Origin of the sequence: Pseudomonas sp. MOIL14HWK12:I1 (assembly GCF_000510705.1) — a bacterium.
Classification (GTDB): Bacteria; Pseudomonadota; Gammaproteobacteria; order Pseudomonadales; family Pseudomonadaceae; genus Chryseomonas; species Chryseomonas oryzihabitans.
Genome location: NZ_KI783308.1, coordinates 379,322 through 402,803 on the forward strand (window position 1 = coordinate 379,322; position 23,482 = coordinate 402,803).

Here is a 23,482-nt window from a genome sequence, read left to right on the forward strand (position 1 = left end):
CCTCGGGACCAGGGCCCCGAGGGTGAAGGGTCAGGCGTTGAACCAGCCCAGCTTGATGACGAACAGGATCGACAGCACGATCAGCGCCGAATTCAGCTCGCGGGTACGGCCGGACAGCAGCTTGATGACCGTCCAGGTGATGAAGCCGAAGGCGATGCCGTTGGCGATGGAATAGGTCAGCGGCATGGCCAGGGCGGTGACCAGCACCGGGGCGGCGGTGGTCAGGTCGTCCCACTCAATCTCGGCCAGGCCCGAGGTCATCAGCACGGCGATGAAGAACAGCGCCGGGGCGGTGGCGAAGGCCGGCACGCTGCCGGCCAGGGGAGCGAAGAACAGCGCCAGCAGGAACAGTACCGCGACCACCACGGCGGTGAGGCCGGTCCGGCCGCCGGCGGAAACGCCCGCGGCCGATTCGATGTAGCTGGTGGTGGTGGAGGTGCCCAGCAGCGAGCCGAACATGGCGGCGGAGCTGTCGGCGATCAGGGCGCGGCCCATCTTCGGCAGATGGCCGTCCTTGCCCATCAGGCCGGCGCGCTTGGCCACGCCGATCAGGGTGCCGGAGTTGTCGAACAGGTCGACGAACAGGAAGGCGAAGATGACGCTGATCAGGCCGACGTCCAGGGCCCCCCGGATGTCCAGCTGCAGGAAGGTCGGTGCCAGCGACGGCGGCATGGAGACCAGGCCGCCGAAGGCGCTGACGCCCAGGGCGATGGCGATCACGGTGACCACCAGGATGCCGATCAGCACCGCGCCGGTGACCTTGCGCGCCTCGAGCACGACGATCAGGAAGAAGCCGAGGATGGCCAGCAGCGGACCGGGTTTGGACAGGTCGCCCAGGCCCACCAGGGTCGCCGGATTACCCACCACGATGCCGGCGGTCTGCAGGGCGATCAGCGCCAGGAACAGGCCGATGCCGGCGGCGATACCCGAGCGCAGCGGGAGCGGGATGCTGTTGATGATCCATTCGCGGATGCGAAAGATCGACAGCAGGAAGAACATCAGCGCCGAGAGGAACACCGCGCCCAGGGCCACCTGCCAGGTATGGCCCAGGTGCAGGACCACGGTGTAGGTGAAGAAGGCGTTGAGGCCCATGCCGGGGGCGAGGGCGATGGGGTAGTTGGCGATGAGTCCCATGAGCGCCGAGCCGATGGCGGCGGCCAGGCAGGTGGCGACGAAGATCGCGCCCTTGTCCATGCCGGTCGCGCCGAGGATGCTCGGGTTGACGAACAGGATGTAGGCCATGGCCAGGAAGGTGGTCACCCCAGCCAGCAGTTCGGTGCGGACAGAGGTGTTGTGGGCCTTGAGTTGGAAGAGTCTTTCCAGCATGGGATGCCTCGTGCGCGCCGGTCTGATCGGAAAAAACGGCGCGCATCATAACAGGTCGGTTAACACGGGTAAGGCACTAAGACTTACCCCCAAATCGGCATCGGGTCGAGCACTGTCCGGTCGGTCAGCTTTTCGCGGTGTGGCCGCTGACCGAATCGCCTGCGTTGCGGGCCAGGCGGAAGGCATCCAGGGTGCTCAGGATGCCGAGCACGGCCACTATGCAAAAGGCTAGCCGGAAGTCCGACAACTGCGGATCGAGGTGGCCGTGCCACTCCATCGAGGCGCGCAGCAGCAGGGCGGCGATGGCCACGCCCAAGCCCATGGCCAGCTGGAAATTGGTGCTGAACAGAGTGGACGCATGGCTCAGCTGGGGTTTCGGAATGTCGGCGAAGGCCAGGGCATTGCTGGCGGTGAATTGCAGCGAGCGGGACACGCCGCTGGCGAACAGCAGCAGCACGATCAGCGGCAGCGGCCAGTCCGGGGTGAGCAGGCCACATGCCAGCAGGCTGAGCGCGCTGAGCACGCCGTTCATGGTCAGGATGGCGCGCAGGCCGAAGCGGCGCATGGCGGCGGTGGTGAAGGGCTTGGCCGCCAGGTTGCCAGCGAACAGCGCCAGGAGCAGCAGGCCGGCCTGGAAGGCGTCCAGGCCAAAGGCCAGCTGGAACATCAGGGGGAGCAGGAAGGGTGCGGTGGCGATGGTGACGCGGAACAGGCCGCCACCGAGGATGGCGGCGCGGTAGGTGGGAATCCGCAGTGTGCCAAAATCGATCAGCGGACGTTCGATCTTCGTCATGTGACGCACCGCCTTGGTGCCGAGGATCAGCCCTATCCCCATCCAGGCCAGGTTGCTGCCCAGACTGCCGTGGTTCTGGCCGAGCCGTTCGACGCCCCACATGAAGGCGACGCAGGCCCCGCCCAGCAACAGGAAGCCGCGCCAGTCCAGCGGATGGCGCTGGGTCGGCAGGTCGGCGGGCACCAGGCGCCAGGCCAGCAGCAGGGCGATCGATCCCAGCGGCAGATTGAGATAGAAGATCCAGCGCCAGTCGGCATAGGTGGTGATCAGGCCGCCCAGGGGCGGGCCCAGCACGGGGGCCACCAGGCCCGGCCAGGTGATGAGGGCGATGGCGCGCACCAGTTCGTGCTTTTCGGTGACCTGCAGCACCACCAGCCGCCCGACCGGAACCATCAGCGCGCCGCCGAGCCCCTGGAGGATGCGCGCGGCGATGAATTGCTCGAGGGAGAGGGCCATCCCACACAGCAGCGAGGCCAGGGTGAAGACGCCAATAGCCAGGGTAAAGACCGGTCGTGGACCGAAGCGCTCGGCGATCCAGCCGCTGACCGGGATGCCTACGGCAATGGCCAGCAGATAGGCGCTGATGCCCAGGTTGAGGTCCACCGGATCACGGCCGAAAGACGCCGCCATCTGCGGCAGGGCCGTGGCGATCACGGTGGCGTCGAGGTTTTCCATGAAAAAGGTAAAGCTCACCAGGCCGGCGAGAATCTTCCAGCGTTCCATGGGTCAGCGCCTCAGGCCAAGGGGTGGGCTACTCTGCCTGAGGTGCTGCAAGGCGCGCCAGCCCTGGCTTGCCGATAAAAAGTCAAAGGATTTGCCACCGTCTCTCGAACAGGCTGCTAAAGTCCAGAGGAGACAGGTTCGCTAATCGTCATCGCCATGAGGAAGCCGTTGCATGAAGGACGTGATCGATAGCCACATCATGGCCATGGCGGAAGCCCGGCGGCTGCTCGAACGGGGTAGCCAGGCCAAGCGCCAGCATCAGCGCTATTTCCTCAACTTCCTGACCCTGCGTCAGGAGGCCTCACTCCTCAGCCAGCAGTCCTATCGTCTGAGTTGCTCGCTGGACGCCTTTTCCACCCAGCGCTCACGCCAGTTGCCCCCGGTGCTGACCCTGGTAAAGGCAGACCGGGACGAATGCCAGTAAGGCCAAAGGCGTAGCCGTAGGTATTCGTGGAGCTTTTCCGCTGACCCCGGGGTCAAAACCTCGAATGCAGAGGAGAAACACCCCCATGATCAAGCAATCGCTGCTCTCTCTGGCCCTGGGTACCGTCGTCCTGACCGGCGCCCTGCAGGCCCAGGCCGCGCCCGAGGCCATGACCCCGGTCAAGCCCGCTGCCGACAAGGCGGCTTCGGAGCCCACCAGCTCGCAGTACCAGAACAAGGTCAACAAGAAGGATGCCAATCAGAGCGATGATGCCGTCACTCATGACCCTGATCATCCTACCTTTGAACTCGAAGAGGGTGGCCGGGCGCCGCGCAAGTACATCCGCGACGAGTACGTGATCAAGGACTTCAAGAAGCACGGCTTGGAGCAACCGGGCGAAGACAGCCAGTGGGTCAAGATCGGCTCCGACTATGTACTGATCAAGCGCAGCAATGCGGTGATCGACAAGATCGTCAAAGCCAAGCAGTGATCCACCATGGCCGGGGCCGATTCTCGACCCCGGTGGTATTCGGGGTGTCCAGGCGGCATGCTGAGGCACCCTTTTCGGAGTTTTTTGCATGACCAGTGAAATTCGCGTCGTCGCCATCCTGCAGGCCAAGCCCGGCCAGGCCGCAGCCGTCGAGAACGCCCTACGCGCCATCGTCGCCCCTTCCCGCGCCGAGGCCGCCTGCCATTTCTATACTCCGCACCGTGATCCGAGCCACGAGGGTCGCTATGTCTTCATCGAGCGCTGGGCCAGCCGCGAGGCCCTGGCCGAGCACGAGGAGACCGCGCACTTCAAGCAGCTGCTGAGCGATCTCGATGGCCTGCTCACCGAGGCGCCCCAGGTGATGATCCTGGAAGAATTGCCGCTGGCCTGAGTCGGGCGACATAGCGCTGTCATTTGCCTGAGTCACCCTGGCCTCTTTTCGTGGAGGCTTGGATGAACCCCTCTCGACGTCAAGCGCTAGGTCTGCTCGGTCTGGGTCTGAGCGCGCCCTGGTTCGCCGGGTGCAGCGCGCGTGAACCGCAACTGGATCCCTTCACCCTGGGCGTCGCCAGTGGCGATCCCGCTGCCGATGGCTTCGTCATCTGGACCCGCCTGGCGCCGGATCCCCTGGCCGAGGATGGCCTGGGAGGTCTGCATGCCCCGGTCGAGGTGCGGTGGGAAGTCGCCCTGGATCCGGGGCTGCGCCAGGTGGTGCAGAGCGGTACGGTCCAGGCGCAGCCCCGGGCGGCCTTCAGCGTGTCCATCACCCTGGTAGGTCTGCTGCCGGGGCGACCCTATTGGTACCGCTTCACCGCCCTGGGGCATCAGAGTCGCATCGGTCGCGCCCTCACGCTGCCGCCGCCGGCCAGCGCGCCGCAGCGACTCAAGCTGGTGGCGGCCTCCTGCTCCCACTATGAGAAGGGCTTCTTCAGTGCCTATCGGCACATGGCCGACGAGCAGCCGGACCTGGCGCTGTTCCTCGGCGACTACATCTATGAGTCCAATGTGCCGCTGCTGCTGCCAGCGATCCGCCGCCACGGCCTGCCGGAGGCCCGCGACCTGGCCAGCTATCGGCGGCGCCATGCCCTTTACCGCACCGATCCCGATCTGCAGTACCTGCATGCCAATGTCACCAGCCTGCTGACCTGGGACGACCACGAGGTGCAGAACGACTATTCCGGTCCCTGGTCGGCGGATCCCCGGGTCAGTCTGGCCGCCTTCGCCGCGCGACGGCAGGCGGCCTACCAGGCCTTTCGCGAACACGCCCCGCTGCGCGCCTGGCGCACCCAGGGCAGCGCGCTGCGCCTCTATGACCGGTGGCGCTTTGGCGACCTGGCGGAGATCCACCTGCTCGATGGCCGGCAATACCGCAGCGAACCGGCCTGCGCGACGACCAGGACCCGCGGTGGCCATCTGGTCGCGCCGGATTGCCCGGGCCTGCGTGATACCACGCGCAGCATGTTGGGGCGGGCGCAGGAGGATTGGCTGCTGGACGGCTTTCGCCATAACGGTACGCAGTGGAACCTCATTGCCCAGGATCTCCTGCTCGCACCCCTGCGGCAGCGCCTGCCGGATGGCGATCCGGCGCGCTGGACCGATGGCTGGGACGGCTATCCGGCCACCCGCGAGCGCCTGCTGGCGGCCATGGCCGCGAGTCGCCTGGCCAATCCGGTGACCCTGGGCGGGGACATCCATTCCTTCTGGGTGACGGATCTGCACCGCGATCCGGAGGACGAGCGGAGCCCGGTGGTGGCGAGCGAGTTCGTCGGCACTTCCATCACCTCGGACGGACCGGATTACCGACGCTTCCAGGCGCTGTTGCCGGAGAATCCCCAGGTGCGTTTCTTCGACAGCCGGGAGCGTGGCTATCTGGCCCTGGAGCTGACGCGGGAGCGGCTGCAGGTGGATCTGCGCACCATCAGTGACCGAACGCGCCCGGATGCCAGGCGCGGCACCCGGGCGAGCTTCGTGGTGGAGGCGGGACGGCCAGGGGCCGTCCCGGTCTAGCGGATCAGACGAACAGCGACAGCAGCATGATGAAGGCCAGGGCCACCACCGAGAGGATGGTTTCCATCATCGACCAGGTCTTGAAGGTCTCGGCCACGGTCATGTTGAAGTACTGCTTCACCAGCCAGAAGCCGGCGTCGTTGACGTGGGAGAGGATCACCGAACCGGCGCCGGCGGCCAGCACCAGCAACTCCTTGTTCACCCCGGGGATCAGCGCCACCACGGGGGCGACGATGCCGGCGCCGGTGATGGTCGCCACGGTGGCGGAACCGGTGGCCACGCGGATCACCGCTGCCACCAGCCAGGTCAGCAGGATCGGCGAGATCTGCGTCTGCACCGCCAGGTTGCCGATCACCTCACCCACGCCGCTGGCCACCAGCATCTGCTTGAAGCCACCGCCAGCGCCAACGATCAGCACGATGGCCGCCACCGGCGCCAGGCTCTGGTCGAGCAGCTTGACGATCTTCTCGCGGGAGAAGCCGCAGGCGGTGCCGAAGCTGTAGAAGCTCAGCAGCAGGGCGGCGAGCAGGGCGGTGATGGGGTGGCCGATGAAGTCCATCCAGATGCGGAAATGGTTGTCGGCGGCAAAGAAGATATCGGCGAAGGCCTTGAGCAGCATCAGGATCACCGGCAGCAGCACGGTGAAGACGGTGATGCCGAAGCCCGGCAGGTTGCGGTTGTCGGTTTCCTGGGCGATCTGGGCGACCAGCTCGGGATTGGCCGAGCCGGGGATGCGCTTGGAGATCCAGGCGCCGAAGATGGGACCGGCGATCATGGCGGTGGGCAGGCCGACGATCAGGCCGTAGAAGATGGTCTTGCCGATGTCGGCACCGAACACCCCGACCGCCAGCAGCGGACCCGGGTGCGGCGGCACCAGGCCGTGCACGGCGGACAGGCCGGCCAGCAGCGGGATGCCCAGCTTGACCAGCGACAAGCCGGTACGGCGGGCGACGATGAACACCAGGGGCGCCAGCAGCACGAAGCCGATCTCGAAGAACAGCGGGATGCCCACCAGGAAGGCGGCGAACATCATCGCCCAGTGCACGCGCTTGATGCCGAAGGCGCGGATCAGCGTCTGGGCGATCTGGTCGGCGCCGCCGGAATCGGCCATCAGCTTGCCGAGCATGGTGCCGAGGCCCAGCAGGATGCCGACGAAGCCGAGCACGCCGCCGAAGCCGTCCTGGAAGGATTTCATGACCTTTTCCACCGGCATGCCGGAGGTCAGGCCGAGAAAGCCCGAGGCGATGGTCAGGGCGATGAAGGGATGGACCTTGAACTTGGTGATCAGGAGCACCAGGCCGACGATGGTGACCGCGGCGTCGAGCAGAAGGAAGCTGTTGTGGTCCATGCCGAACATGGCGCCTCTCCTATTGTTGTTGTGGGCGTTGCGGGTGGTTGGATTGGGTAGCGCTGTCTCGTCAGGCCGGCTGGGCCAGGCGAATCGAGGTGTTCCACCAGGCCGACACCTGGGTGCCGATGGCGGGCAGGCTGTCGCGTGCGTCCACTACCAGCGTAGCCGGTTCACCGTGGGGTGCTTCGAGGGTGGCGAACTGACTGTCGATCAGGCTGGCGGGCATGAAGTGCCCCGGGCGATTGGCCACGCGCTGGGCGGCGGTCTCGCGGGTCAGTTCGAGAAAGACGAAGCCGAGACCGGGCACGGCCTGGCGCAGCTGGTCGCGATAGCGGCGCTTGAGTGCGGAACAGGTGAGCACCGGGCGTTCGCCCGCGGCCACGGCAGCGGCCATTTCTTCACCGAGGCGGGTCAGCCAGCCGGCGCGATCCCCGTCGTCGAGGGGGATGCCGGCGCTCATCTTGGCGATGTTGGCGGCGGGGTGGAAGGCGTCGCCTTCGATCAGGCGGCCACCGTCCTGCTCGGCGATGGCCGCGCCGACGCTGCTCTTGCCGCAGCCTGCGACGCCCATGACCACCAGCGCGGGAATGGGAGTGTTCATCGTCACCTCCGGTCTGGAGACAGCGCTACCCCGAAAAGCGGAAAAGGCAGCGGCTTCCAGTTCTTGTCGATCTTGTTAGGCCGAATGCCGACGCGGTGCGGAAGGCCACGTCAGGCTTGTAGTGTCTGCTGAGACAGCGCTACCTTAGGCGCGTTCTCCGTCTCTGACAAGCCTGAAACCATAACAATGAATCGAACGGGTTCTCGTAGTTCCGGTCGGCCCACCCTCACCGAGGTGGCGCTGCAGGCCGGTGTTTCCCCCATCACGGCCTCGCGTGCCCTGCGCGGTGTCGCCAGCGTGGCACCGGAGCTGGTCACCCGCGTGCAGGAGGCCGCCGCGCGCCTTGGCTATGTCACCAATCCGGCCGCTCGTGCCCTGGCCTCGGCCCAGGGGCATTCGGTGGTGGTGCTGGTGCCCTCGCTGTCCAACCACCTGTTCATCGAGCCCCTCGAGGCCATCCACGAGGTCCTGCGTCCCCGTGGCCTGGAGGTGCTGATCGGCAACTACCACTACGATCCCGAGGAAGAGGAAAAGCTGATCCGCAACTACCTGGCCTATCAGCCCCGGGGACTGCTGCTGACCGGCTTCGACCGCACCGACGCCGCGCGCCAGCTGCTGGCGGCCAGCGGGGTGCCGCGGGTGCACATGATGGAGCTGGACCCGGCGGGGGCGGTGCCCAGCGTCGGCTTTTCCCAGCGCGCCGCCGGGGCCGCCGCGGCGCGGCATCTGCTGGCGGCCGGACGCAAGCGCCTGGGCTATGTGGCCGCCCAGCTCGACCCGCGGGCACTGGCCCGAGGGGAGGGCTTTCGCGAGGTGCTGCGCGAGGCGGGCTGCTATGACCCGAGTCTGGATGTACTGGATCCGCAGCCGTCGTCCGTGGGCCTGGGCGCCCGACAGTTTCGCGAACTGCTGGCCCGCCGCCCGGATGTCGACGGCCTGTTCTTCTGCAACGACGACCTGGCGCAAGGCGCGCTGTTCGAGGCGCAGCGGCTGGGCATCGCCATCCCCGAACGGATCTCGGTGCTGGGCTTCAACGACCTGCCCGGCTCGGCGCACACGGTCCCCCGGCTGACCTCCATCCAGACCCCCCGCGCCGCGGTAGGGCGCCAGGCCGCGACCCTCCTGCTGGGGCTGCTCGACGGCCGCCGCCAACCGACCTGCGTAGACCTGGGATTCGAGTTGGTGAGTCGGGAGAGTGTGTAGGGCTTTGGCTTGGGTCGATCGTGACCACGGCGGTCCGTCGATGCAGCCAGAACGGTATGACTTTGCTTATCGCGGCCATGGGCCGCTCCTACCGGGCTTGACGCTTCTGTAGGAGCGGCCCATGGCCGCGATAAGGTTTTGCTCCGACAACGAATAATCCATCTTCTGGCATCCATCAGCTCCGCGGACCGTCATAACCGCGATCGCGGTGCAGCAGGTCTTACCGCAACGCCTTGGCCAATATCCGCGACTGCCCCCGGAAATCCTGGCGGGCATAGAAGGCCTGGGCGTCCTCGTTGAATTCCATGACCTCCAGGCGCAATTCGTCGACGTCGTTGTCCCGCGCCCAGGCTTCCACTGCGTCCAGCAGCCGGGCACCCACGCCCAGCCGTCGGTGGCAGGCCGACACCACCAGGGTGCCGATCCGGCAGAGGATCAGCGGCTGCAGAAAGGAAATCGAGCGGGTGTCGGACAGGCGCGCGGTAACGAAGCCGACCATTTCGTCACCGGCCTCGGCGACGAACAGCACCCCGTCTTCCGGCTCCAGCTGGGCGGCCCAGTAGTCCTGGTCGCGCCAGCCGCCGGAGGGCTCGGCGAAGGTCGCCGGGGCCTGCCGGTGATGCTGCTCGGCGAGTTGCTCGGCCAGCCGGCAGACGGCGGCGAGATCGGTGACGAAGGCGGGACGGATACGCAAGAGCGGTGCTCGCAAGAGGAGTCGGCCGTTCACCTTACGCCGCGCTGCGCGGGTCAGGAAGCCTTGGCATCCAGCTGCTGGTACCAGTCGGCATAGGGGGTGTTCCTGGCCATCCGCCGGTTGTAGTCGGGCGCGCCATCGGTCCACCAGACCGGTCCGCGCTCGCCCAGGGCGTGCTTGGCGGCGTCCACCGCGGCGCGTGCGCTGCGCAGGGCGGCTTCGTCACCCTGACGCTTGGCCACGCCCACCTGACGGCGGGCATCCATCAGTTCATGGGTCAGCAGGTCGCGGCGGTCGGCGGGCAGACTGGGGTCGGTGCAGCGCCAGAGTCGGCCCCTGACCACGAAGTAGCGTCCGTCCGGGGTGGTGGGATAGCGCATGGCAAGGGCCCCTTGGTCAGTCGTCGATGTCGAGCAGGCCGCGGCAATCCGGATAGTTCGAGCAGGCCCAGAATTCCCGGCCCTGGTGGCGACCGCTGCGCGCGCGGCGGCGGACCATGGGCGCCTGGCATTCCGGGCATTCCGGCGCCAGGGGCTGGCTGGGCGCTGCGGTTCGCTGGCGCGGACGGCGCCCGCCGAACACGGCGTCGCGCACGGCGGTGGCGGAATAGCGCGCCGCCGCCGGGATCTCCACCAGGCGCAACTGGGCGGCCTCGCACACTGCGCGAACGAAGCGGTCGCGCTGCTGGCGATGGCGCTGCAGGTGCGATCTGTCGTTGAGTTCGACCACGGCGTGCACGGCGAGGTCGTCGCGGCGGCAGATGGCGAAGTCGAAGTGCTTGCAGTTGATGCGATTCTGCGCGATCAGATAGCGGCGGCGATCGCGCAGCGGCAGGGTCTGGACCACATCGGCGATGCGCACCTTGCCGAACACCCGGTAGTCGTCGCCCACGGCTTCGTCGAGCACCGCGAGAAAGGCCTGTTCGGCGGGGGTGAAGAGGGCTTCGACCTGGCGATAGGGAAAGGCGGCCTGGCGCCGGCGCTGCCACCACCACAAAGCCCCCAGAAACAGCAGTCCGGCCGAAACCAGCAGGGGCAGGTAACGCTCGTACATCTCGAACTCCAACAGCGGGGCGCCATGATAGTGAGTTCCGGCGCCGGACAGCAGCGGTGGCGACGAAGTGTCAGTCGCGCCGCGGGAGTTGCCGTTGCAGATCGTCCAGCCGCAGCAGGGTCACCGACTTCAGACAACTCAGATACTGCAGCTGCTGCATGGCGCCCTGGAATCCGCGCGTCGCGTCAGCGCAGCGGGGGGCGCGGTCGCTTTGCCAGAGCTGCTGCAGCTGTTCGAAGGCGGGTCGTTGCGCAGCGGAGAGCGCGGCCAGGCGGCGGCCGTAGACGTCGGCCAGCCGGGCTTCGGCCAGGGCCAGATCCCCGGCGGCGCAGGCCGCCAGCTGCGCCTCGCTGCCCTGGCGATCGCAGTCGGCCGGGGGCTGCTCGGCGGCCAGGGCGGCGGTCGAGAGCAGCAGGGCGAGCAGGGCGGACAGGCGACAGGTGTTCATGCAGGCTGACTATTGCAGGGGCGGACCGCCTAGACTGCCGTAAAAGCGCGGCTCTCACCAGGCGCCGCCGGTCTCCTGCGGCTCGCCCTGGGTCTCGCGGAATTGGCGGATCTGCACCAGCAGCCAGTCGATCCAGCGCTGTACCGGCGCGTCCACCGGGCCCTTGGGCAAGACCAGGAAGTAGGCCTGGGTCGACAGCTGGTTGAACCGATCCGGCAGCGGGCGGACCAGGGCGCCGCTGGCCAGCAGGCGCTGGGCCAGCACGCAGCCGCCGAGGGCCACGCCCTTGCCGGCCGCGGCCTGTTGCAGGGCCATGCCACTCAGCGAATAGCGCGGACCGCGCAGACTTTCGCCCAGGGGTACCTGCTGGCTGGCGAACCAGTCCTGCCAGGCGTTGAAACGGCTGCTGGGCCGGCCCGAACGCCAGCCGCCGGGCCATTCGGCATGCAGCAGCGGATAGGCCAGCAAGGCGGCGGGTTCTGTCAGTGGCGTCGGGATCAGCGTCGGGCTGCACACCGGAAAGATCCATTCGCGCAGCAGCAGGCGCGTCTCGCCGTCCTGCCAGTCGCCCCGGCCATAGCGGATCGCCGCCTGGGCACCGCCCTCGGTACCCAGCGGCACGATGGCGGAGGAGGCATCGAGAAAGACCTCGATATCCGGATGCTGGCGCTGGAAGTCTTCCAGGCGCGGCAGCAGCCATTCCTGGCCAAAGGTGGGCGGCGCGCTGACGGTCAGGACGCTGCTCTTGACCCGCGCCCGGGCGACGGCGCGGGTCAGGCCGTCGAGGTGCGGCGCGATCTCCGCCGCCAGGGCGCGCCCCTGGACGGTGAGGCGCACGCCCTGGGCCAGGCGCTCGAACAGCGGCTGCCCCAGCTCTTCCTCGAGCAGGCGGATCTGCCGGCTGATGGCGCCCGCGGTGACGTGCAGCTCGTCCGCGGCCTTGGCGAAGTGCTGGTGTCGCGCGGCGGCGGCAAAGGCGCGCAGGGCGTTGAGGGGGAGGGCGGTGGTCACACTGAGCCTTACTTTTCCTGAGCCTGACGCCCATTAAACATCGTTTGTCTGACCTGTTCAGCCACCTTCACCATGCAGGCTCACTTTTTCCTGGAGCGACGCTCATGCGCAAGGAGCTGGATCTCCCCGCCGTGCTGGTCATGCTGGTGCTCTGCCTGGTCTGGGGCCTGCAGCAGACGGCGATCAAGGCCATCGCCGAGCAGGTGGATCCCCTGCTGCAGATCGGCTGGCGCTCGCTGCTGGCGGCCGGGCTGCTCTATGGCCTGGCGCGCTGGCGCGGCATCCATTGCCTGGGCCGCGACCAGACGCTGATTCCCGGGCTGCTCGCCGGGTCGCTGTTCGCCCTGGAATTCCTCTGCATGGCGGTCGGCCTGAAATACACCAGCGCCGCGCACATGGTGGTGTTCATCTACACGGCGCCGCTGTTCGCCGCCTGCGGCCTGCACTGGCTGGTGCCCGGGGAGCGGCTGTCGGGGCGGCAGTGGCTGGGCATGCTGCTGGCGGCCACTGGGGTGGTCTGCGCCTTTCTGATCGGCAAGCCGAGCGGCGGCACCAGCTGGCTGGGCGATCTGATCGGTCTGGCTGGCGGCGCCGCCTGGGGCGCCACCACGGTGCTGATCCGCCGCAGTGCCCTGGCCGAGGCGCCGCCGCTGCGCACCCTGTTCTATCAACTCGGGGTGACCGGCGTGGTGCTGCTGGCGCTGGCCCTGCCGCTCGGCAAGCGCCTGGATCTGGCCGGGCTGGATTCCCTGGCCTGGTCGAGCCTGGCCTTTCAGGTGTTCATCGTCGCCGGCATCAGCCTGCTGGGCTGGTTCGTGCTGCTCAGTCGCTATCGCGCGGCGCCCCTGGGCGTGTTGACCCTGCTGACGCCGCTGTTCGGTGTGCTGATGGGCGTCTGGCTGCTGGGCGAGACCCCGGGACCGGGATTTCTCGCCGGCGCGGCCCTGGTGCTCAGCGGGCTGCTGATCGTCAGCTATCCTTCCCGCTCGCGAGTCGCGTCCCGCTGACTCGCCTGGCCCTGAGCATCCGATGTCGTCCACCTCGCTGAATCCCTGGTTGCTGCGCCTCATTCCCCTGGTGTTCCTGGCCCTGTGGTCCGCCGGCTTCGCCGTGTCCAAGGTGGGTCTGGCCTATGCGCCGCCCTTCACCCTGCTGGCGATGCGCTATGCGCTGGCCTTCAGCGTGCTGCTGGTGGCTTTTCTGGTCCTGCGTCCGCCGCTGCCACGAACGCGGCGGGAATGGGCGAATCTCGCCGTGGTGGGCTTTCTGATCCAGGGCGTCTATTTCGGCATGAGCTATGGCGCCCTGGTGCTGGGCGCCTCGGCCAACGTGGTGGCCATGGTTGCTTCGTTGCAGCCGATCCTGGTGGCCCTGGGCGCACCCCTGCTGGTGGGCGAGCGGGTGACGCCGCTGCAGTGGCTGGGGCTGGCCCTGGGGCTGCTCGGCGCCATCGGGGTGATCCTGGCCCGGGCCAGCGTCGCCGTGGAGTCCGTCCCGGGCATCTTCCTGGCGGTCGGCGCGCTGCTGGGCATGACCAGCGCCGTGCTCTACGAAAAGCGCCTGGGCGTGGCCCAGCATCCGGTCACCAACAACCTGGTGCAGTACAGCGTCGGCCTGGTCTGCTGCGCGCCGGTGGCGCTGCTGTTCGAGCATAATCCGGTGCACTGGGCGCCGGCCTTCATCGGCGCCCTGGCCTACCTGGTACTGGCCAACTCGCTCCTGGCCATCAGCCTGCTGGTGTGGATGATCCGCGCCGGCGAGGCGGCGCGGGTCAGTGCGCTGTTCTTTTGCGTGCCGCCGGGCGCCGCCCTGAGCGCCTGGCTACTGCTGGGCGAGACCCTGCCGCCGCTGGCCTGGGTGGCCATGGTGATCGCCATCGGTGGGGTGCTGCTGGCGACACGGGCCGGGGGCAAGGCGGCGCGCTGAACCGCGCCGCCCGCCGTCAGGCCGTCTTCAGTCCGGCCAGCACCTTGTCCACCGTCAGCGGATAATCGCGGATGCGCACCCCGCAGGCGTTGTAGACGGCGTTGGTGAGCGCGGCCCCGGCGCCGCAGATCCCCAGTTCGCCGACGCCTTTGATCTTCAGCGGATTGGCCTTGTCGTCCACTTCCGGCAAGAAATGGGCTTCGATGGCGGGAATGTCCAGGTGGCAGGGGTAGTGGTAGTCGGCCAGGTCGTGGTTCACGAAATGGCCATGGCGAGTGTCGATCACCCCGTCTTCGTGCAGGGCGCTGCCCACGCCCCAGATCATCCCGCCAAGCATCTGCGAATGGGCGGTCTTCTCGTTGAGAATACGCCCGGCGGCGAACACCCCGAGCATGCGTCTAAGGCGGATCTCGCCGGTGAGGGCGTGCACCCCCACCTCGGCGAAGAAGGCGCCATAGCCCTGCTGGGAATAGTCCTTGAGCGTCTGGCCCGGCTTGATCTCGCCGATGGCCTGGAGATCGTGCTGGCGCGCCAGTTCGGCGAGGTCGCGACTGCCGTTGTCGGCGATCAGCCGGCCGCCGACGAAACGGGCACTGGCCGGATCCAGACCTGCCGCCTCTGCCGCCTTCAGCCGCAGATTCTCGCAGGCGACATAGACCGAGGAACCGGAACTGGCGGCGCCAAAGGAACCGCCGGAGCCGGCCCCGGCCGGGTCGTCGCTGTCGCCCAGCAGCACCTTGACCCGCTCCACCGGCAAGCCGAGCGACTCGCCGGCGATCTGCGCCAGGATGGTGTAGGTCCCGGTGCCGATGTCGGTCATGGAGGTCTTGACCGTGGCCGAGCCATCGGCTTCCAGACGCACCCCGGCCTGGGACGGCCTGAGCATGTTGGCGCGACTGGCTGCCGCCATACCCATGCCGATCAGCCAGTCGCCCTCGCGCACCTGGCCGGGCGTGGCCTTGCGCTGGCTCCAGCCAAAGCGGCGGGCGCCGTCCTGCATGCACTCCACCAGTTTGCGGGAAGAGAAGGGGATGTGCTTTTCCGGATCCTGGCTGGGCTCGTTGCGGATGCGCAGCTCGATGGGATCGAGACCGAGCATGACCGCCAGCTCGTCCATGGCGCTTTCGCTGGCGAGCATGCCCACGGCTTCGCCGGGCGCCCGGCAGGAGCCGGACTCGGGCAGATCCAGCTCGACCATGCGGTGCGCCACCAGGCGGTCGTCGCCAGCATAGAGGGTGCGCGAAGACAGGCCGGTGGGTTCGTAGTAGGTGAGGCCGCGGGCGGAATGGGACCAGCCTTCGTGGGCCATCGCCTGGATACGGCCCTCGCGGTCGGCGCCCAGGCGGATGCGCTGGATGGTGGCCGAGCGATGGTCGGTGATCTGGAACATCTGCTGGCGGGTGAGGGTGACCTTGACCGGCCGGCCGATGGCGCGAGCGGCCATGGCGCCGATCAGGGCGTCGGCATAGATCGGCAACTTGCCACCGAAGCCACCACCGATATAGCGCGCCACGATGCGCACGTTTTCCTTGGGCAGCTGCAGGGTATTGGCCACGCAACTCTGCGCCTGCTCGACGAACTGGGTGGAGCAATAGATGGTCACCCGGTCGCCGTCCCACTGGGCGAGGCTGGCGTGGGGCTCCATCTGCGCATGGATGTGGTAGGGCGTGGTATAGCGCTCGTCGAGCTTGATCGGCGCCCGGGCAAAGGCGGCGTCGACATCGCCCGAGGCGGTATCGGTGGGCTGATCGGCATCCGGCGGCTTGACCGCCTGGCCGAGGTTGGCGGCGAGGTCGAAGACGCCCGGTTCGGCCGCGTAGTCGATCTCCACCAAGGCCGCCGCCAGGCGCGCCTCCTCGAAGGTCTCGGCCACCACGAAGGCCACCGGCTCGCCGAAATAGCGCACCTGGTCGCTGTCGAGGTATGGCTTGGGCCGGGTGAAGCGACCGCTGTTCTCCGGCTCGCGGGCGGCCTGGCGTGGCGCGTTGCGATAGGTCAGCACGCCGAGCACGCCCGGCGCGCCCTCCGCGGCCGAGGTGTCCAGCCGGCTGATGCGGCCCTTGGCGATGGTGGCCCCGACGATGAAGCCGTAGGCCACGCGATCGTTGCGGAATTCGAAGCTGTAGGGCGCCTGGCCGGTGACCTTGAGCAGGCCGTCGACGCGGTCGATGGGCTTGCCGATCAGGCCGCCGCGATTTTCGTCGATCAGGTTGCGGCCGGCGGGTTCATTCATTTCCATGCTGCTGTCCTCAGGCCTGTTGGCGAGCGTCGGCCACTCCGGCGCGCAGGATGCGGCGGGTCAGCTCGAGCTTGAAGTCGTTGTGGCCATAGCCACGGGCACCGGCGAGCAGGGCATCGCCCACGGCCGCCAGATCGCTGTCCACGGCCTGGCCGGCAAAGGCCTGGTCGGCCGCCGCCACCCGCCAGGGCTTGTGCGCCAGGCCGCCGAAGGCCGCCCGACCGCTGCGGATGCGCGGGCCGTCCAGCTCGACGATGGCGGCCATGGACACCAGGGCGAAGGCATAGGAGGCACGGTCACGCACCTTGCGATAGACCTGGATGCCGGGCGGTGGTGGCGGCAGGGTCACGGCGGTGATGAGTTCGCCGGGTTGCAGCACCGTCTCGATCTGTGGGGTGTCCCCGGGCAGGCGATGGAAATCGGCAAGGGGGATGCGCCGGGTGCGGCCATTGGCTTCGCGGGTCTCCACCGTGGCGTCCAGCACCCGCATGGCCACCGCCATGTCGGAGGGGTGCACGGCGATGCACTGATCGCTGGCGCCGATCACCGCGTTCATGCGATTGAAGCCGCCCAGGGCCGCGCAACCACTGCCGGGCTGGCGTTTGTTGCAGGGCATGGCGGTGTTGTAGAAGTAGGAGCAGCGGGTGCGCTGCAGGAGATTGCCGCCGGTGGTGGCCTTGTTACGCAACTGCGCCGAGGCACCGGCCAGCAGCGCGCGGGAGAGCACCGGGTAGCGCTCGCGCACCCGGGCGTCGGCGGCCAGGGTGGAGTTGCGCACCAGGGTACCGATGCGCAGGCCGCCGTCCGCGGTGGCGCTGATCTGGTCCAGCTGCAGGCGATTGATGTCCAGCACCTGGCTGGGGGTCTCGATCTCCAGCTTCATCAGGTCCAGTAGATTGGTACCGCCGGCGATGAAGCGACTGCCGGCCCGCGCACCCTGGCGGCTGGCATCGGCTTCGGTCTGCACGCGCTGATAGTCGAAGACTCTCATGCCTGGCCCCCCGCCATCTGGATGGCCGCGACGATGTTGGGATAGGCACTGCAGCGGCAGAGATTGCCGCTCATGCGCTCGCGGATCTCTTCCTCGCTCAGCCGCATCGGTCCGTCGAGGCGCTTCGAGACGTGACTGGGCATGCCGGCCTTGACCTCGTCCAGCAGGGCCACCGCCGAGCAGATCTGCCCCGGGGTGCAATAGCCGCACTGAAAACCGTCCTTGGCCAGGAAGGCCGCCTGCATGGGATGCAGGCGCTCGGCGTTGCCCAGGCCCTCGATGGTGGTGATGGTGTCGCCTTCGTGCATGGCCGCCAGGCTCAGGCAGCTGTTGATGCGCTGGCCGTTCACCAGCACCGTGCAGGCGCCGCACTGGCCATGGTCGCAGCCTTTCTTGGTGCCGGTGAGGTGCAGGTTCTCGCGCAGCGCATCGAGCAGGGTAGTGCGGCTGTCGACCCGGAGCCGGCGCGCCTCGCCATTGATCTGCAGGGTCAGCGGCAGCAGTTGCGGCAGGCGGGCGGCGATGGCCTGGGGCGTCAGGGGCGCGCCACCGCTGGCCTGGGCGAAGCCATAGCCGGGTATGGCGCTGGTCGCTACCAGCACCGCGGAGGTGCCGAGGAACTGACGCCGGGACAGGCGCCAGCGTGCATCGGAGTCGGAAGCCATGGTCGGATTCTCATCGTTGGGGACACATCACGGGAGTTCTGATGACTGCCCCAGAACCTATGGGGTTCAGGCCACTGAGCCGCTGGCGTAGCGAAGCGCCATACCAGATGTGTCCTGACCAGGGCGAAACCCTCTGACACGGGCTTTCCAACGCTTCGCTGAACAACCTTCAACGTGACGTTGAATACCGCTGGGCAGGGGTGCTGAACCGCTTCCGGTCGGGCGCAGTCCCTTACCTGAGGTGGCCTTTCGCTGTCACCGCCTGATTCCGACCACGGGGGCAATCTGCACCCCGCGGCTTTAACCGTGAGGTCCGCCATGAACGCCACCCCCGCGCGCCAGCTCCAGCCCCTGGCCGAACCCGAGTCCCATACCATCGCCCTGACCCTCAACGGCAAGCAGCTGCAGCTGGCCGTGGAGCCCTGGACCACGCTGCTCGATCTCTTGCGCGACCACCTCGATCTGACCGGTACCAAGAAGGGCTGCGATCACGGGCAGTGCGGCGCCTGCACCGTGCTGGTCAACGGCACCCGCATCAACAGCTGCCTGGCCCTGGCGGTCATGCAGGACGGCGCCGAGGTCACCACCGTCGAGGGCCTGGCCCAGGGCGACCAGCTGCACCCCATGCAGGCCGCCTTCGTCGCCGAAGACGCCTTCCAGTGCGGCTATTGCACCCCGGGGCAGATCTGCTCGGCGATCGGCATGCTCAAGGAGGGCCATGCCCACAGCGAGGCCGAGGTGGCCGAGCAGATGAGCGGCAACCTCTGCCGCTGCGGCGCCTATCGCAACATCCGCGCCGCCATCGAGCGGGCGCGTCCGGATTGCCAGCAAGGGGAGGGCCGCGAATGAACCGCTTCGGTTATGCCAAGCCCAACGCCGTGCCCGACGCCATCCGCCAGCATGGCCCCCAGACCCACTTCATCGCCGGTGGCACCAACCTGCTGGATCTGATGAAGGAAAACGTCGAGCGCCCCGAGCAGCTGATCGACGTCAACGGCCTACCCCTGCGCGAAGTCGAGACCACCGGCGAAGGCGGTCTGCGCATCGGTGCCCTGGTCAAGAACGCCGAGGTCGCCTATCACCCCGAGGTACAGCGGCGCTATCCGCTGCTGGCCAAGGCCATCCTCGCCGGCGCCTCGCCGCAACTGCGCAACATGGCCTCCACCGGCGGCAACCTGCTGCAGCGTACCCGCTGCTACTACTTCTACGACGTGGGCACCCCCTGCAACAAGCGTGAGCCCGGCTCCGGCTGCGGCGCGCGCGAAGGGCAGAATCGCATCCACGCCATCCTCGGCCACAGCGAGCAGTGCATCGCCACCCATCCCTCGGACATGTGCGTTGCCCTGGCCGCGCTGGAAGCCCGGGTCGAGGTAAGCGGTCCGAACGGCGAGCGCGTCATCGACTTCGCCGACTTCCATCGACTGCCCGGCGACACCCCCGAGCGCGATACCAACCTCGCCGCCGATGAACTCATCACCGCCGTGACCCTGCCGGCCGACAGCCTGGCGGCCAACAGCGCCTACCTGAAGATCCGCGACCGCGCCTCCTATGCCTTCGCCCTGGTCTCGGTGGCAGCCGCGCTGGAACTGGACGGCGAGCGCATCAAGCAGGTCCGTGTCGCCCTGGGCGGCGTGGCCCACAAACCCTGGCGCCTGCCCGAGGTCGAGCAGGCCGTCATCGGCCAGGTGGCGGACAAGGCCACCTTCGGCCAGTTGGCCGATCGCCTGCTGCAGGGCGCCCAGGGCTTCGCCCACAACGCCTTCAAGATCGAACTGGCCCGGCGCGCCATCGTGCGTGCCCTTACCGAAGCCGCCGGAGGTACCCTGCAATGACCGTCGTCCATCTGCAAAAAGCCGTTCCCCGCGTCGACGGTCCGCTCAAGGTCACCGGTCAGGCGCTCTATGCCGGCGAATTCAGCGTTCCTGATCTGGCCTTCGGCTTCGTGGTCAACGCCACCATCACCAAGGGCCGCCTGCTTGGCCTGGACGTCAGCGAAGCCCTGGCCCAGCCGGGTGTGCTCGAGGTGCTCAGCCATCTCAACCGACCGAAGATGGCCAGCTACGACGAGAGCTACACCGACATGGACGCGGCCGACGGCAAGCCCTTCCGGCCGCTGTACAACGATCGCATCCTCTACAGCGGCCAGCCCATCGCCCTGGTGGTGGCCGAGACCTTCGAGGCCGCGCGCCACGCCGCCTCGCTGATCCGTGCCCAGTACAGCGAGGAAGACCACGCCACCGACCTGGCCCAGGCCCGCGACCAGGCCCACGAAGCGCCCATGGAATTGCCGGACAACCGCGGCGACGCCCCGGCGGCCTGGGCCGCGGCGCCCGTGCGGATCGAGGCCGAATACCATTCCGCGGCGGAATTCCACAATCCCATGGAGATGCATGCCTCCACCGTCATCTACCACAAGGACGGCAAGCTGACGGTGCATGACAAGACCCAGGGCGTGCAGAACAGCGCCCAGTTCGTCAGCAACATCTTCGGCCTGGGCGAGGGCGACGTGAAGGTCATCTCGCCCTTCGTTGGTGGGGCCTTCGGCTCCGGTCTGCGTCCCCAGTACCAGCTGGTGCTGGCGACCATGGCCGCGCTGCAGCTCAAGCGCTCGGTGCGGGTGACCCTGACGCGCCAGCAGATGTTCACCTTCGGCTATCGCCCCGAGACCTACCAGCAGCTCAAGCTGGCCTGCGACAGCGACGGCAAGCTGCAGGCCATCGATCACAGCGCCCTGGGCATCACCTCGCGCTTCGAGGACTTCACCGAAATGGTGCTGGTCTGGTCGGCGTCGCTCTATGCCTGCCCCAACGTCAAGCTGGCCTATCAACTGGCCGCTCTGGATGTCTACACCCCGCTGGACATGCGCGCCCCCGGCGCCGTGCTGGGCGTCTATGCCCTGGAAAGCGCCATGGACGAACTGGCCTATGCGGCCGACATCGATCCGCTGGAGTTGCGCATCCGCAATTTCACCGACACCGATCCGGCCAAGGGCAAGCCCTATTCCAGCAAGGAACTGCTGGCGTGCTATCGCCAGGCCGCCGAGCGGTTTGGCTGGGAGCGACGCAGCATGGCGCCACGCTCCATGCGCGACGGCAACCAGCTGGTGGGCTGGGGCATGGCCACCGGGGTCTGGGAAGCCATGCAGCAACCCGCCACCGCCAAGGCGGTGATGAACATCGACGGCAGCCTGGTGGTGGCCAGTGCCACCTCCGACATCGGCACCGGTACCTATACGGTGATGACCCAGATTGCCGCCGAGAACCTCGGCCTGCCGCTGGACAAGGTCACCTTCAAGCTGGGCGATTCCACCCTGCCCAAAGCGCCGCTGGAAGGTGGTTCCTTCACCGTCTCCTCGGTGGGCACCGCGGTGAAACTGGCCTGCGACCAGCTGCGCCAGCAACTACTGGATGCGGCCAAGGAGATGGACGACTCGCCGCTGGCCAAGGCCGAACTGGACCAGGTGGTGTTCGCCGATGGCGGCATCAGCCTCAAGACCGACCCGGCCCAGCGCGTCGACTTCACCGCCATCCTCAAGGCCTCGGGTTCGCCGTCCATGGAAACCCTGGCCAGCGCCGAACCGGCGGAGGGGCGCGACGACTACGCCACCGGTACCCACTCGGCGGTGTTCGTCGAGGTCAAGGTCGACGAAGACTTCGGCAGCGTCCAAATCAGTCGCGTGGTCACCGCGGTGGCCGCGGGTCGCATCCTCAACCTCAAGACCGGCGAGAACCAGGTGGCCGGCGGCATCGTCTGGGGCATCGGCATGGGCCTGCAGGAAGAGGGGATGATGGACACTTCCGAGGGGCGCTGGATGAACCACAGCCTGGCGGAGTACCACTTCCCGGTGCAGGCCGACATCCAGCAGCTGGAGGTGATCTTCGTCGAGGAACACGACGAGATCGTCAATCCGCTCGGCGCCAAGGGCATCGGCGAAATCGGCATCGTCGGGGTGGCGGCAGCCATTGCCAACGCCATCTTCCACGCCACCGGCAAGCGGGTCCGCGATCTGCCCATCACCCTGGACAAGGTATTCGCCGACGAGTTGGTGCACTAGGACGAGGTTGGGGCCATGTTGGGCTCCGACGATGAAGCTCCCCGCGCTGAACCACCCCCTCTCCCCCTGGGAGAGGGCTGGGGTGAGGGATGCCAGGCACACCATTGCCCCCGGTGACGCTGGACTTCACTCCGCTCAACCCAACCTACCCCAACCCGTCGCTACTCCCTGAAACGAAAAAGGCCCGCCTCCAAGAGGCGGGCCTTTTTCAGGCAGTCGGTAAAAAGATCCTTCGACTCACTCGGCGTGCGACGCGCCTTCGTGTTCGATCTGCTCCTTGTATTCCAGGGCAGCGGCTTCGCTCTGGTAGACGCCGACCAGTTCCCCTTCCTGCTTCACGTCCCACAGATGCATGCCCAGGCCACGGGCTTCGCGGGACATATGGTCTTCGTCACGTTCGGTTACGGTAATGGTCATGCTGAATCTCCTTGGTCGAGCCCGCGCTACGGCAGGGCTTGAAAACCCATACTAGAGCGTTTCGCTTCCGGACCAAGGCATATCTCGGCAACAAGTCGTTACAACTTCTGCGACAATCTGTCGCGCTTGCGGTTGTCGTCTCGCGGCGTTGGTATCGCGGTCATGGGCCGCTCCTACACCTTTATGGATTTTGTAGGAGCGGCCCATGGCCGCGATAGGAGAAGAGGCACACTGCCTGAAGAAGGCTGCTGGATACCTACTCGCCTGTCACCAGGGGCAGCCATCACACCTGCGTGGGCGCATAAAAGAAAACGCCCTCCGAAGAGGGCGTCTTTGCCAGTGCCTGGATCAGTTGGCGCCCTTCACCGTGCGCCCGTTGACCGTGCCTTCCTTGAGGCTGGTCTGGTATTCCTTGCCGTCGCTCTCCTGCTGGTAGAGACGCACCAGCAGATAGTCCCAGTCCTTGGCGAACCACAGCTCGGTCTTGCGGCTGCTCTTGGTGGGGTCGCGCACGCGCTCGACCTTGATGGTGTCGAGCAGACCCAGCGGGGTGCGGATGCGCTCCGGGCCGATGACGCGGAAGTCATAGGTGTCGATGCTGTCGCCGTCGACGATCTGGTAGCTCATGCTCTTCTTGCCGTCGGCCACGTCCTGCTGCAGCTTGAGCTGGTAGGTGGACTTGTCCAGCAGACCGCGATCCAGGGTCAGGCTGACCGGATCATCCTTGTCCTTGCCGGTGACCTTCTTGCCGGCCCAGTCGAAGGTCAGCTCGCTTTCGCGGCTCTTGCCCAGGCCGCTGCGCTTGTACTGGTAGGTATCCGGCAGAAAGGCCTCGCCTTCGCGGCGGAAGGTGCTGGATTCGTTGAGGCCGGCGACCAGCATGGAGGCTTCGAACTTCAGCTCCCAGCGGCCATCGGCTTCCTTCTCGAGCGAGCGCTCGGCCGAGCCGCTGACCGGCATCTGCTTCCAGTCGGCGGTGTAGCTGGCCGTGAACGGCTGCAGGTCGAAGGCAAAGGCCGAGGCGCTGCAGAGGGTGGCCAATAGGAACAACAGACGTCGCATCAGT

Annotated in this window: 24 protein-coding genes; 10 read left to right on the plus strand and 14 right to left on the minus strand. The window is 67.4% G+C overall.

Annotation, left to right across the window (positions count from 1 at the left end):
* Positions 1-30 precede the first annotated feature (30 nt).
* Together PSEK12I1_RS0119380 and PSEK12I1_RS0119385 are read right to left on the minus strand one after the other, a co-directional pair.
* Entirely contained in the window at positions 31-1,326 is a 1,296-nt protein-coding gene (locus PSEK12I1_RS0119380; protein WP_027602630.1) for an NCS2 family permease, read from the minus strand.
* A gap of 124 nt (positions 1,327-1,450) precedes the next feature.
* Entirely contained in the window at positions 1,451-2,842 is a 1,392-nt protein-coding gene (locus tag PSEK12I1_RS0119385) for an MFS transporter (protein ID WP_027597013.1), read from the minus strand.
* A 172-nt stretch (positions 2,843-3,014) separates the two neighbouring features.
* Between PSEK12I1_RS0119385 and PSEK12I1_RS0119390 the strand changes: the two genes are divergently transcribed.
* The 4 genes from PSEK12I1_RS0119390 to PSEK12I1_RS0119405 all read left to right on the plus strand — a co-directional run bounded on the left by PSEK12I1_RS0119390 (position 3,015) and on the right by PSEK12I1_RS0119405 (position 5,763).
* On the plus strand, positions 3,015-3,266 hold the full coding sequence (locus PSEK12I1_RS0119390; RefSeq protein ID WP_027597012.1) for a hypothetical protein: 252 nt from the start codon (positions 3,015-3,017) through the stop codon (positions 3,264-3,266).
* An 85-nt stretch (positions 3,267-3,351) separates the two neighbouring features.
* Positions 3,352-3,756, plus strand: a complete 405-nt coding sequence (locus PSEK12I1_RS0119395) for an RcnB family protein (RefSeq protein WP_027597011.1) — start codon at positions 3,352-3,354, stop codon at positions 3,754-3,756.
* Positions 3,757-3,844: 88 nt separating this feature from the next.
* Complete coding sequence (locus tag PSEK12I1_RS0119400) at positions 3,845-4,147, plus strand: putative quinol monooxygenase (protein WP_027602631.1); 303 nt, start codon at positions 3,845-3,847, stop codon at positions 4,145-4,147.
* Positions 4,148-4,209: 62 nt separating this feature from the next.
* Positions 4,210-5,763, plus strand: coding sequence for an alkaline phosphatase (locus PSEK12I1_RS0119405; RefSeq protein ID WP_027602632.1), 1,554 nt, complete (start codon positions 4,210-4,212; stop codon positions 5,761-5,763).
* A 4-nt stretch (positions 5,764-5,767) separates the two neighbouring features.
* Here PSEK12I1_RS0119405 and PSEK12I1_RS0119410 read toward each other — a convergent pair whose 3' ends face one another.
* Positions 5,768-7,120, minus strand: a complete 1,353-nt coding sequence (locus PSEK12I1_RS0119410; protein ID WP_007159329.1) for a GntP family permease — start codon at positions 7,118-7,120, stop codon at positions 5,768-5,770.
* A 61-nt stretch (positions 7,121-7,181) separates the two neighbouring features.
* Positions 7,182-7,715, minus strand: a complete 534-nt coding sequence (locus tag PSEK12I1_RS0119415) for a gluconokinase (RefSeq protein ID WP_027602633.1) — start codon at positions 7,713-7,715, stop codon at positions 7,182-7,184.
* A 186-nt stretch (positions 7,716-7,901) separates the two neighbouring features.
* On the opposite strand from PSEK12I1_RS0119415, the gene PSEK12I1_RS0119420 reads away from it, so the two are divergent.
* A complete protein-coding gene (locus PSEK12I1_RS0119420; RefSeq protein WP_027602634.1) occupies positions 7,902-8,918 on the plus strand; it encodes a LacI family DNA-binding transcriptional regulator in 1,017 nt (338 codons plus the stop codon).
* A gap of 220 nt (positions 8,919-9,138) precedes the next feature.
* Here the strand turns inward: PSEK12I1_RS0119420 and PSEK12I1_RS0119425 are convergent, their stop codons facing one another.
* The 5 genes from PSEK12I1_RS0119425 to PSEK12I1_RS0119445 form a co-directional block, all read right to left on the minus strand.
* Entirely contained in the window at positions 9,139-9,759 is a 621-nt protein-coding gene (locus PSEK12I1_RS0119425; RefSeq protein WP_327170493.1) for a GNAT family N-acetyltransferase, read from the minus strand.
* The gene (locus PSEK12I1_RS0119430; protein WP_027602636.1) at positions 9,666-9,992 is read right to left on the minus strand and encodes a hypothetical protein; all 327 of its coding nucleotides are present in this window, start codon (positions 9,990-9,992) and stop codon (positions 9,666-9,668) included. The genes PSEK12I1_RS0119425 and PSEK12I1_RS0119430 overlap by 94 nt, the downstream gene beginning before the upstream one ends.
* Positions 9,993-10,008: 16 nt before the next feature.
* Complete coding sequence (locus PSEK12I1_RS0119435; RefSeq protein WP_027602637.1) at positions 10,009-10,665, minus strand: DUF2726 domain-containing protein; 657 nt, start codon at positions 10,663-10,665, stop codon at positions 10,009-10,011.
* Between the two features lie 70 nt (positions 10,666-10,735).
* Complete coding sequence (locus tag PSEK12I1_RS0119440) at positions 10,736-11,113, minus strand: lysozyme inhibitor LprI family protein (protein WP_027602638.1); 378 nt, start codon at positions 11,111-11,113, stop codon at positions 10,736-10,738.
* A gap of 54 nt (positions 11,114-11,167) precedes the next feature.
* Positions 11,168-12,124 carry a LysR substrate-binding domain-containing protein gene (locus PSEK12I1_RS0119445; protein WP_027602639.1) on the minus strand — a complete coding sequence of 319 codons (957 nt, stop codon included), beginning with the start codon at positions 12,122-12,124 and terminating at the stop codon, positions 11,168-11,170.
* Positions 12,125-12,228: 104 nt separating this feature from the next.
* Here PSEK12I1_RS0119445 and PSEK12I1_RS0119450 point away from each other — a divergent pair, with 104 nt between their 5' ends.
* Positions 12,229-13,131: a DMT family transporter gene (locus PSEK12I1_RS0119450; protein WP_027602640.1), complete on the plus strand. Its 903-nt coding sequence runs from the start codon at positions 12,229-12,231 to the stop codon at positions 13,129-13,131.
* A 22-nt stretch (positions 13,132-13,153) separates the two neighbouring features.
* Positions 13,154-14,050, plus strand: coding sequence for a DMT family transporter (locus PSEK12I1_RS25115; protein ID WP_027597000.1), 897 nt, complete (start codon positions 13,154-13,156; stop codon positions 14,048-14,050).
* A 16-nt stretch (positions 14,051-14,066) separates the two neighbouring features.
* Here the strand turns inward: PSEK12I1_RS25115 and PSEK12I1_RS0119460 are convergent, their stop codons facing one another.
* Genes PSEK12I1_RS0119460 through paoA form a run of 3 tightly spaced genes read right to left on the minus strand, consistent with a single transcriptional unit; the run spans position 14,067 to position 17,945 of the window.
* Positions 14,067-16,289: a xanthine dehydrogenase family protein molybdopterin-binding subunit gene (locus tag PSEK12I1_RS0119460; RefSeq protein ID WP_027602641.1), complete on the minus strand. Its 2,223-nt coding sequence runs from the start codon at positions 16,287-16,289 to the stop codon at positions 14,067-14,069.
* A 10-nt stretch (positions 16,290-16,299) separates the two neighbouring features.
* Complete coding sequence (locus PSEK12I1_RS0119465) at positions 16,300-17,280, minus strand: xanthine dehydrogenase family protein subunit M (RefSeq protein WP_027596998.1); 981 nt, start codon at positions 17,278-17,280, stop codon at positions 16,300-16,302.
* Complete coding sequence (gene paoA, locus PSEK12I1_RS0119470; RefSeq protein ID WP_027602642.1) at positions 17,277-17,945, minus strand: aldehyde dehydrogenase iron-sulfur subunit PaoA; 669 nt, start codon at positions 17,943-17,945, stop codon at positions 17,277-17,279. Before paoA ends, PSEK12I1_RS0119465 begins: the two co-directional genes overlap by 4 nt.
* Positions 17,946-18,263: 318 nt before the next feature.
* On the opposite strand from paoA, the gene PSEK12I1_RS0119475 reads away from it, so the two are divergent.
* From PSEK12I1_RS0119475 to PSEK12I1_RS0119485, 3 genes are read left to right on the plus strand one after another with little or no spacing between them, the layout of a single operon-like run.
* A complete protein-coding gene (locus PSEK12I1_RS0119475) occupies positions 18,264-18,794 on the plus strand; it encodes a (2Fe-2S)-binding protein (protein ID WP_027602643.1) in 531 nt (176 codons plus the stop codon).
* Positions 18,791-19,777, plus strand: a complete 987-nt coding sequence (locus PSEK12I1_RS0119480; RefSeq protein WP_027602644.1) for a xanthine dehydrogenase family protein subunit M — start codon at positions 18,791-18,793, stop codon at positions 19,775-19,777. The genes PSEK12I1_RS0119475 and PSEK12I1_RS0119480 overlap by 4 nt, the downstream gene beginning before the upstream one ends.
* Positions 19,774-21,999, plus strand: coding sequence for a xanthine dehydrogenase family protein molybdopterin-binding subunit (locus tag PSEK12I1_RS0119485; RefSeq protein WP_027602645.1), 2,226 nt, complete (start codon positions 19,774-19,776; stop codon positions 21,997-21,999). The genes PSEK12I1_RS0119480 and PSEK12I1_RS0119485 overlap by 4 nt, the downstream gene beginning before the upstream one ends.
* A gap of 237 nt (positions 22,000-22,236) precedes the next feature.
* Here PSEK12I1_RS0119485 and PSEK12I1_RS0119490 read toward each other — a convergent pair whose 3' ends face one another.
* Both PSEK12I1_RS0119490 and PSEK12I1_RS0119495 read right to left on the minus strand, forming a co-directional pair.
* Positions 22,237-22,416, minus strand: coding sequence for a hypothetical protein (locus tag PSEK12I1_RS0119490; protein ID WP_007159313.1), 180 nt, complete (start codon positions 22,414-22,416; stop codon positions 22,237-22,239).
* 348 nt (positions 22,417-22,764) lie between these two features.
* Positions 22,765-23,478 (minus strand): DUF3108 domain-containing protein, encoded by a 714-nt coding sequence (locus PSEK12I1_RS0119495; RefSeq protein WP_007159312.1) that lies wholly within the window; start codon positions 23,476-23,478, stop codon positions 22,765-22,767.
* Positions 23,479-23,482 lie beyond the last annotated feature (4 nt).

Excerpts from the sequence above, each read along its gene's own strand:
- PSEK12I1_RS0119380 (WP_027602630.1), bottom strand. The coding sequence starts at position 1,326 with ATGCTGGAAAGACTCTTCCAACTCAAGGCCCACAACACCTCTGTCCGC.
- PSEK12I1_RS0119385 (WP_027597013.1), bottom strand. The coding sequence starts at position 2,842 with ATGGAACGCTGGAAGATTCTCGCCGGCCTGGTGAGCTTTACCTTTTTC.
- PSEK12I1_RS0119390 (WP_027597012.1), top strand. The coding sequence starts at position 3,015 with ATGAAGGACGTGATCGATAGCCACATCATGGCCATGGCGGAAGCCCGG.
- PSEK12I1_RS0119395 (WP_027597011.1), top strand. The coding sequence starts at position 3,352 with ATGATCAAGCAATCGCTGCTCTCTCTGGCCCTGGGTACCGTCGTCCTG.
- PSEK12I1_RS0119400 (WP_027602631.1), top strand. The coding sequence starts at position 3,845 with ATGACCAGTGAAATTCGCGTCGTCGCCATCCTGCAGGCCAAGCCCGGC.
- PSEK12I1_RS0119405 (WP_027602632.1), top strand. The coding sequence starts at position 4,210 with ATGAACCCCTCTCGACGTCAAGCGCTAGGTCTGCTCGGTCTGGGTCTG.
- PSEK12I1_RS0119410 (WP_007159329.1), bottom strand. The coding sequence starts at position 7,120 with ATGTTCGGCATGGACCACAACAGCTTCCTTCTGCTCGACGCCGCGGTC.
- PSEK12I1_RS0119415 (WP_027602633.1), bottom strand. The coding sequence starts at position 7,715 with ATGAACACTCCCATTCCCGCGCTGGTGGTCATGGGCGTCGCAGGCTGC.
- PSEK12I1_RS0119420 (WP_027602634.1), top strand. The coding sequence starts at position 7,902 with ATGAATCGAACGGGTTCTCGTAGTTCCGGTCGGCCCACCCTCACCGAG.
- PSEK12I1_RS0119430 (WP_027602636.1), bottom strand. The coding sequence starts at position 9,992 with ATGCGCTATCCCACCACCCCGGACGGACGCTACTTCGTGGTCAGGGGC.
- PSEK12I1_RS0119435 (WP_027602637.1), bottom strand. The coding sequence starts at position 10,665 with ATGTACGAGCGTTACCTGCCCCTGCTGGTTTCGGCCGGACTGCTGTTT.
- PSEK12I1_RS0119440 (WP_027602638.1), bottom strand. The coding sequence starts at position 11,113 with ATGAACACCTGTCGCCTGTCCGCCCTGCTCGCCCTGCTGCTCTCGACC.
- PSEK12I1_RS0119450 (WP_027602640.1), top strand. The coding sequence starts at position 12,229 with ATGCGCAAGGAGCTGGATCTCCCCGCCGTGCTGGTCATGCTGGTGCTC.
- PSEK12I1_RS25115 (WP_027597000.1), top strand. The coding sequence starts at position 13,154 with ATGTCGTCCACCTCGCTGAATCCCTGGTTGCTGCGCCTCATTCCCCTG.
- PSEK12I1_RS0119460 (WP_027602641.1), bottom strand. The coding sequence starts at position 16,289 with ATGGAAATGAATGAACCCGCCGGCCGCAACCTGATCGACGAAAATCGC.
- PSEK12I1_RS0119465 (WP_027596998.1), bottom strand. The coding sequence starts at position 17,280 with ATGAGAGTCTTCGACTATCAGCGCGTGCAGACCGAAGCCGATGCCAGC.
- paoA (WP_027602642.1), bottom strand. The coding sequence starts at position 17,945 with ATGGCTTCCGACTCCGATGCACGCTGGCGCCTGTCCCGGCGTCAGTTC.
- PSEK12I1_RS0119475 (WP_027602643.1), top strand. The coding sequence starts at position 18,264 with ATGAACGCCACCCCCGCGCGCCAGCTCCAGCCCCTGGCCGAACCCGAG.
- PSEK12I1_RS0119480 (WP_027602644.1), top strand. The coding sequence starts at position 18,791 with ATGAACCGCTTCGGTTATGCCAAGCCCAACGCCGTGCCCGACGCCATC.
- PSEK12I1_RS0119485 (WP_027602645.1), top strand. The coding sequence starts at position 19,774 with ATGACCGTCGTCCATCTGCAAAAAGCCGTTCCCCGCGTCGACGGTCCG.
- PSEK12I1_RS0119490 (WP_007159313.1), bottom strand. The coding sequence starts at position 22,416 with ATGACCATTACCGTAACCGAACGTGACGAAGACCATATGTCCCGCGAA.
- PSEK12I1_RS0119495 (WP_007159312.1), bottom strand. The coding sequence starts at position 23,478 with ATGCGACGTCTGTTGTTCCTATTGGCCACCCTCTGCAGCGCCTCGGCC.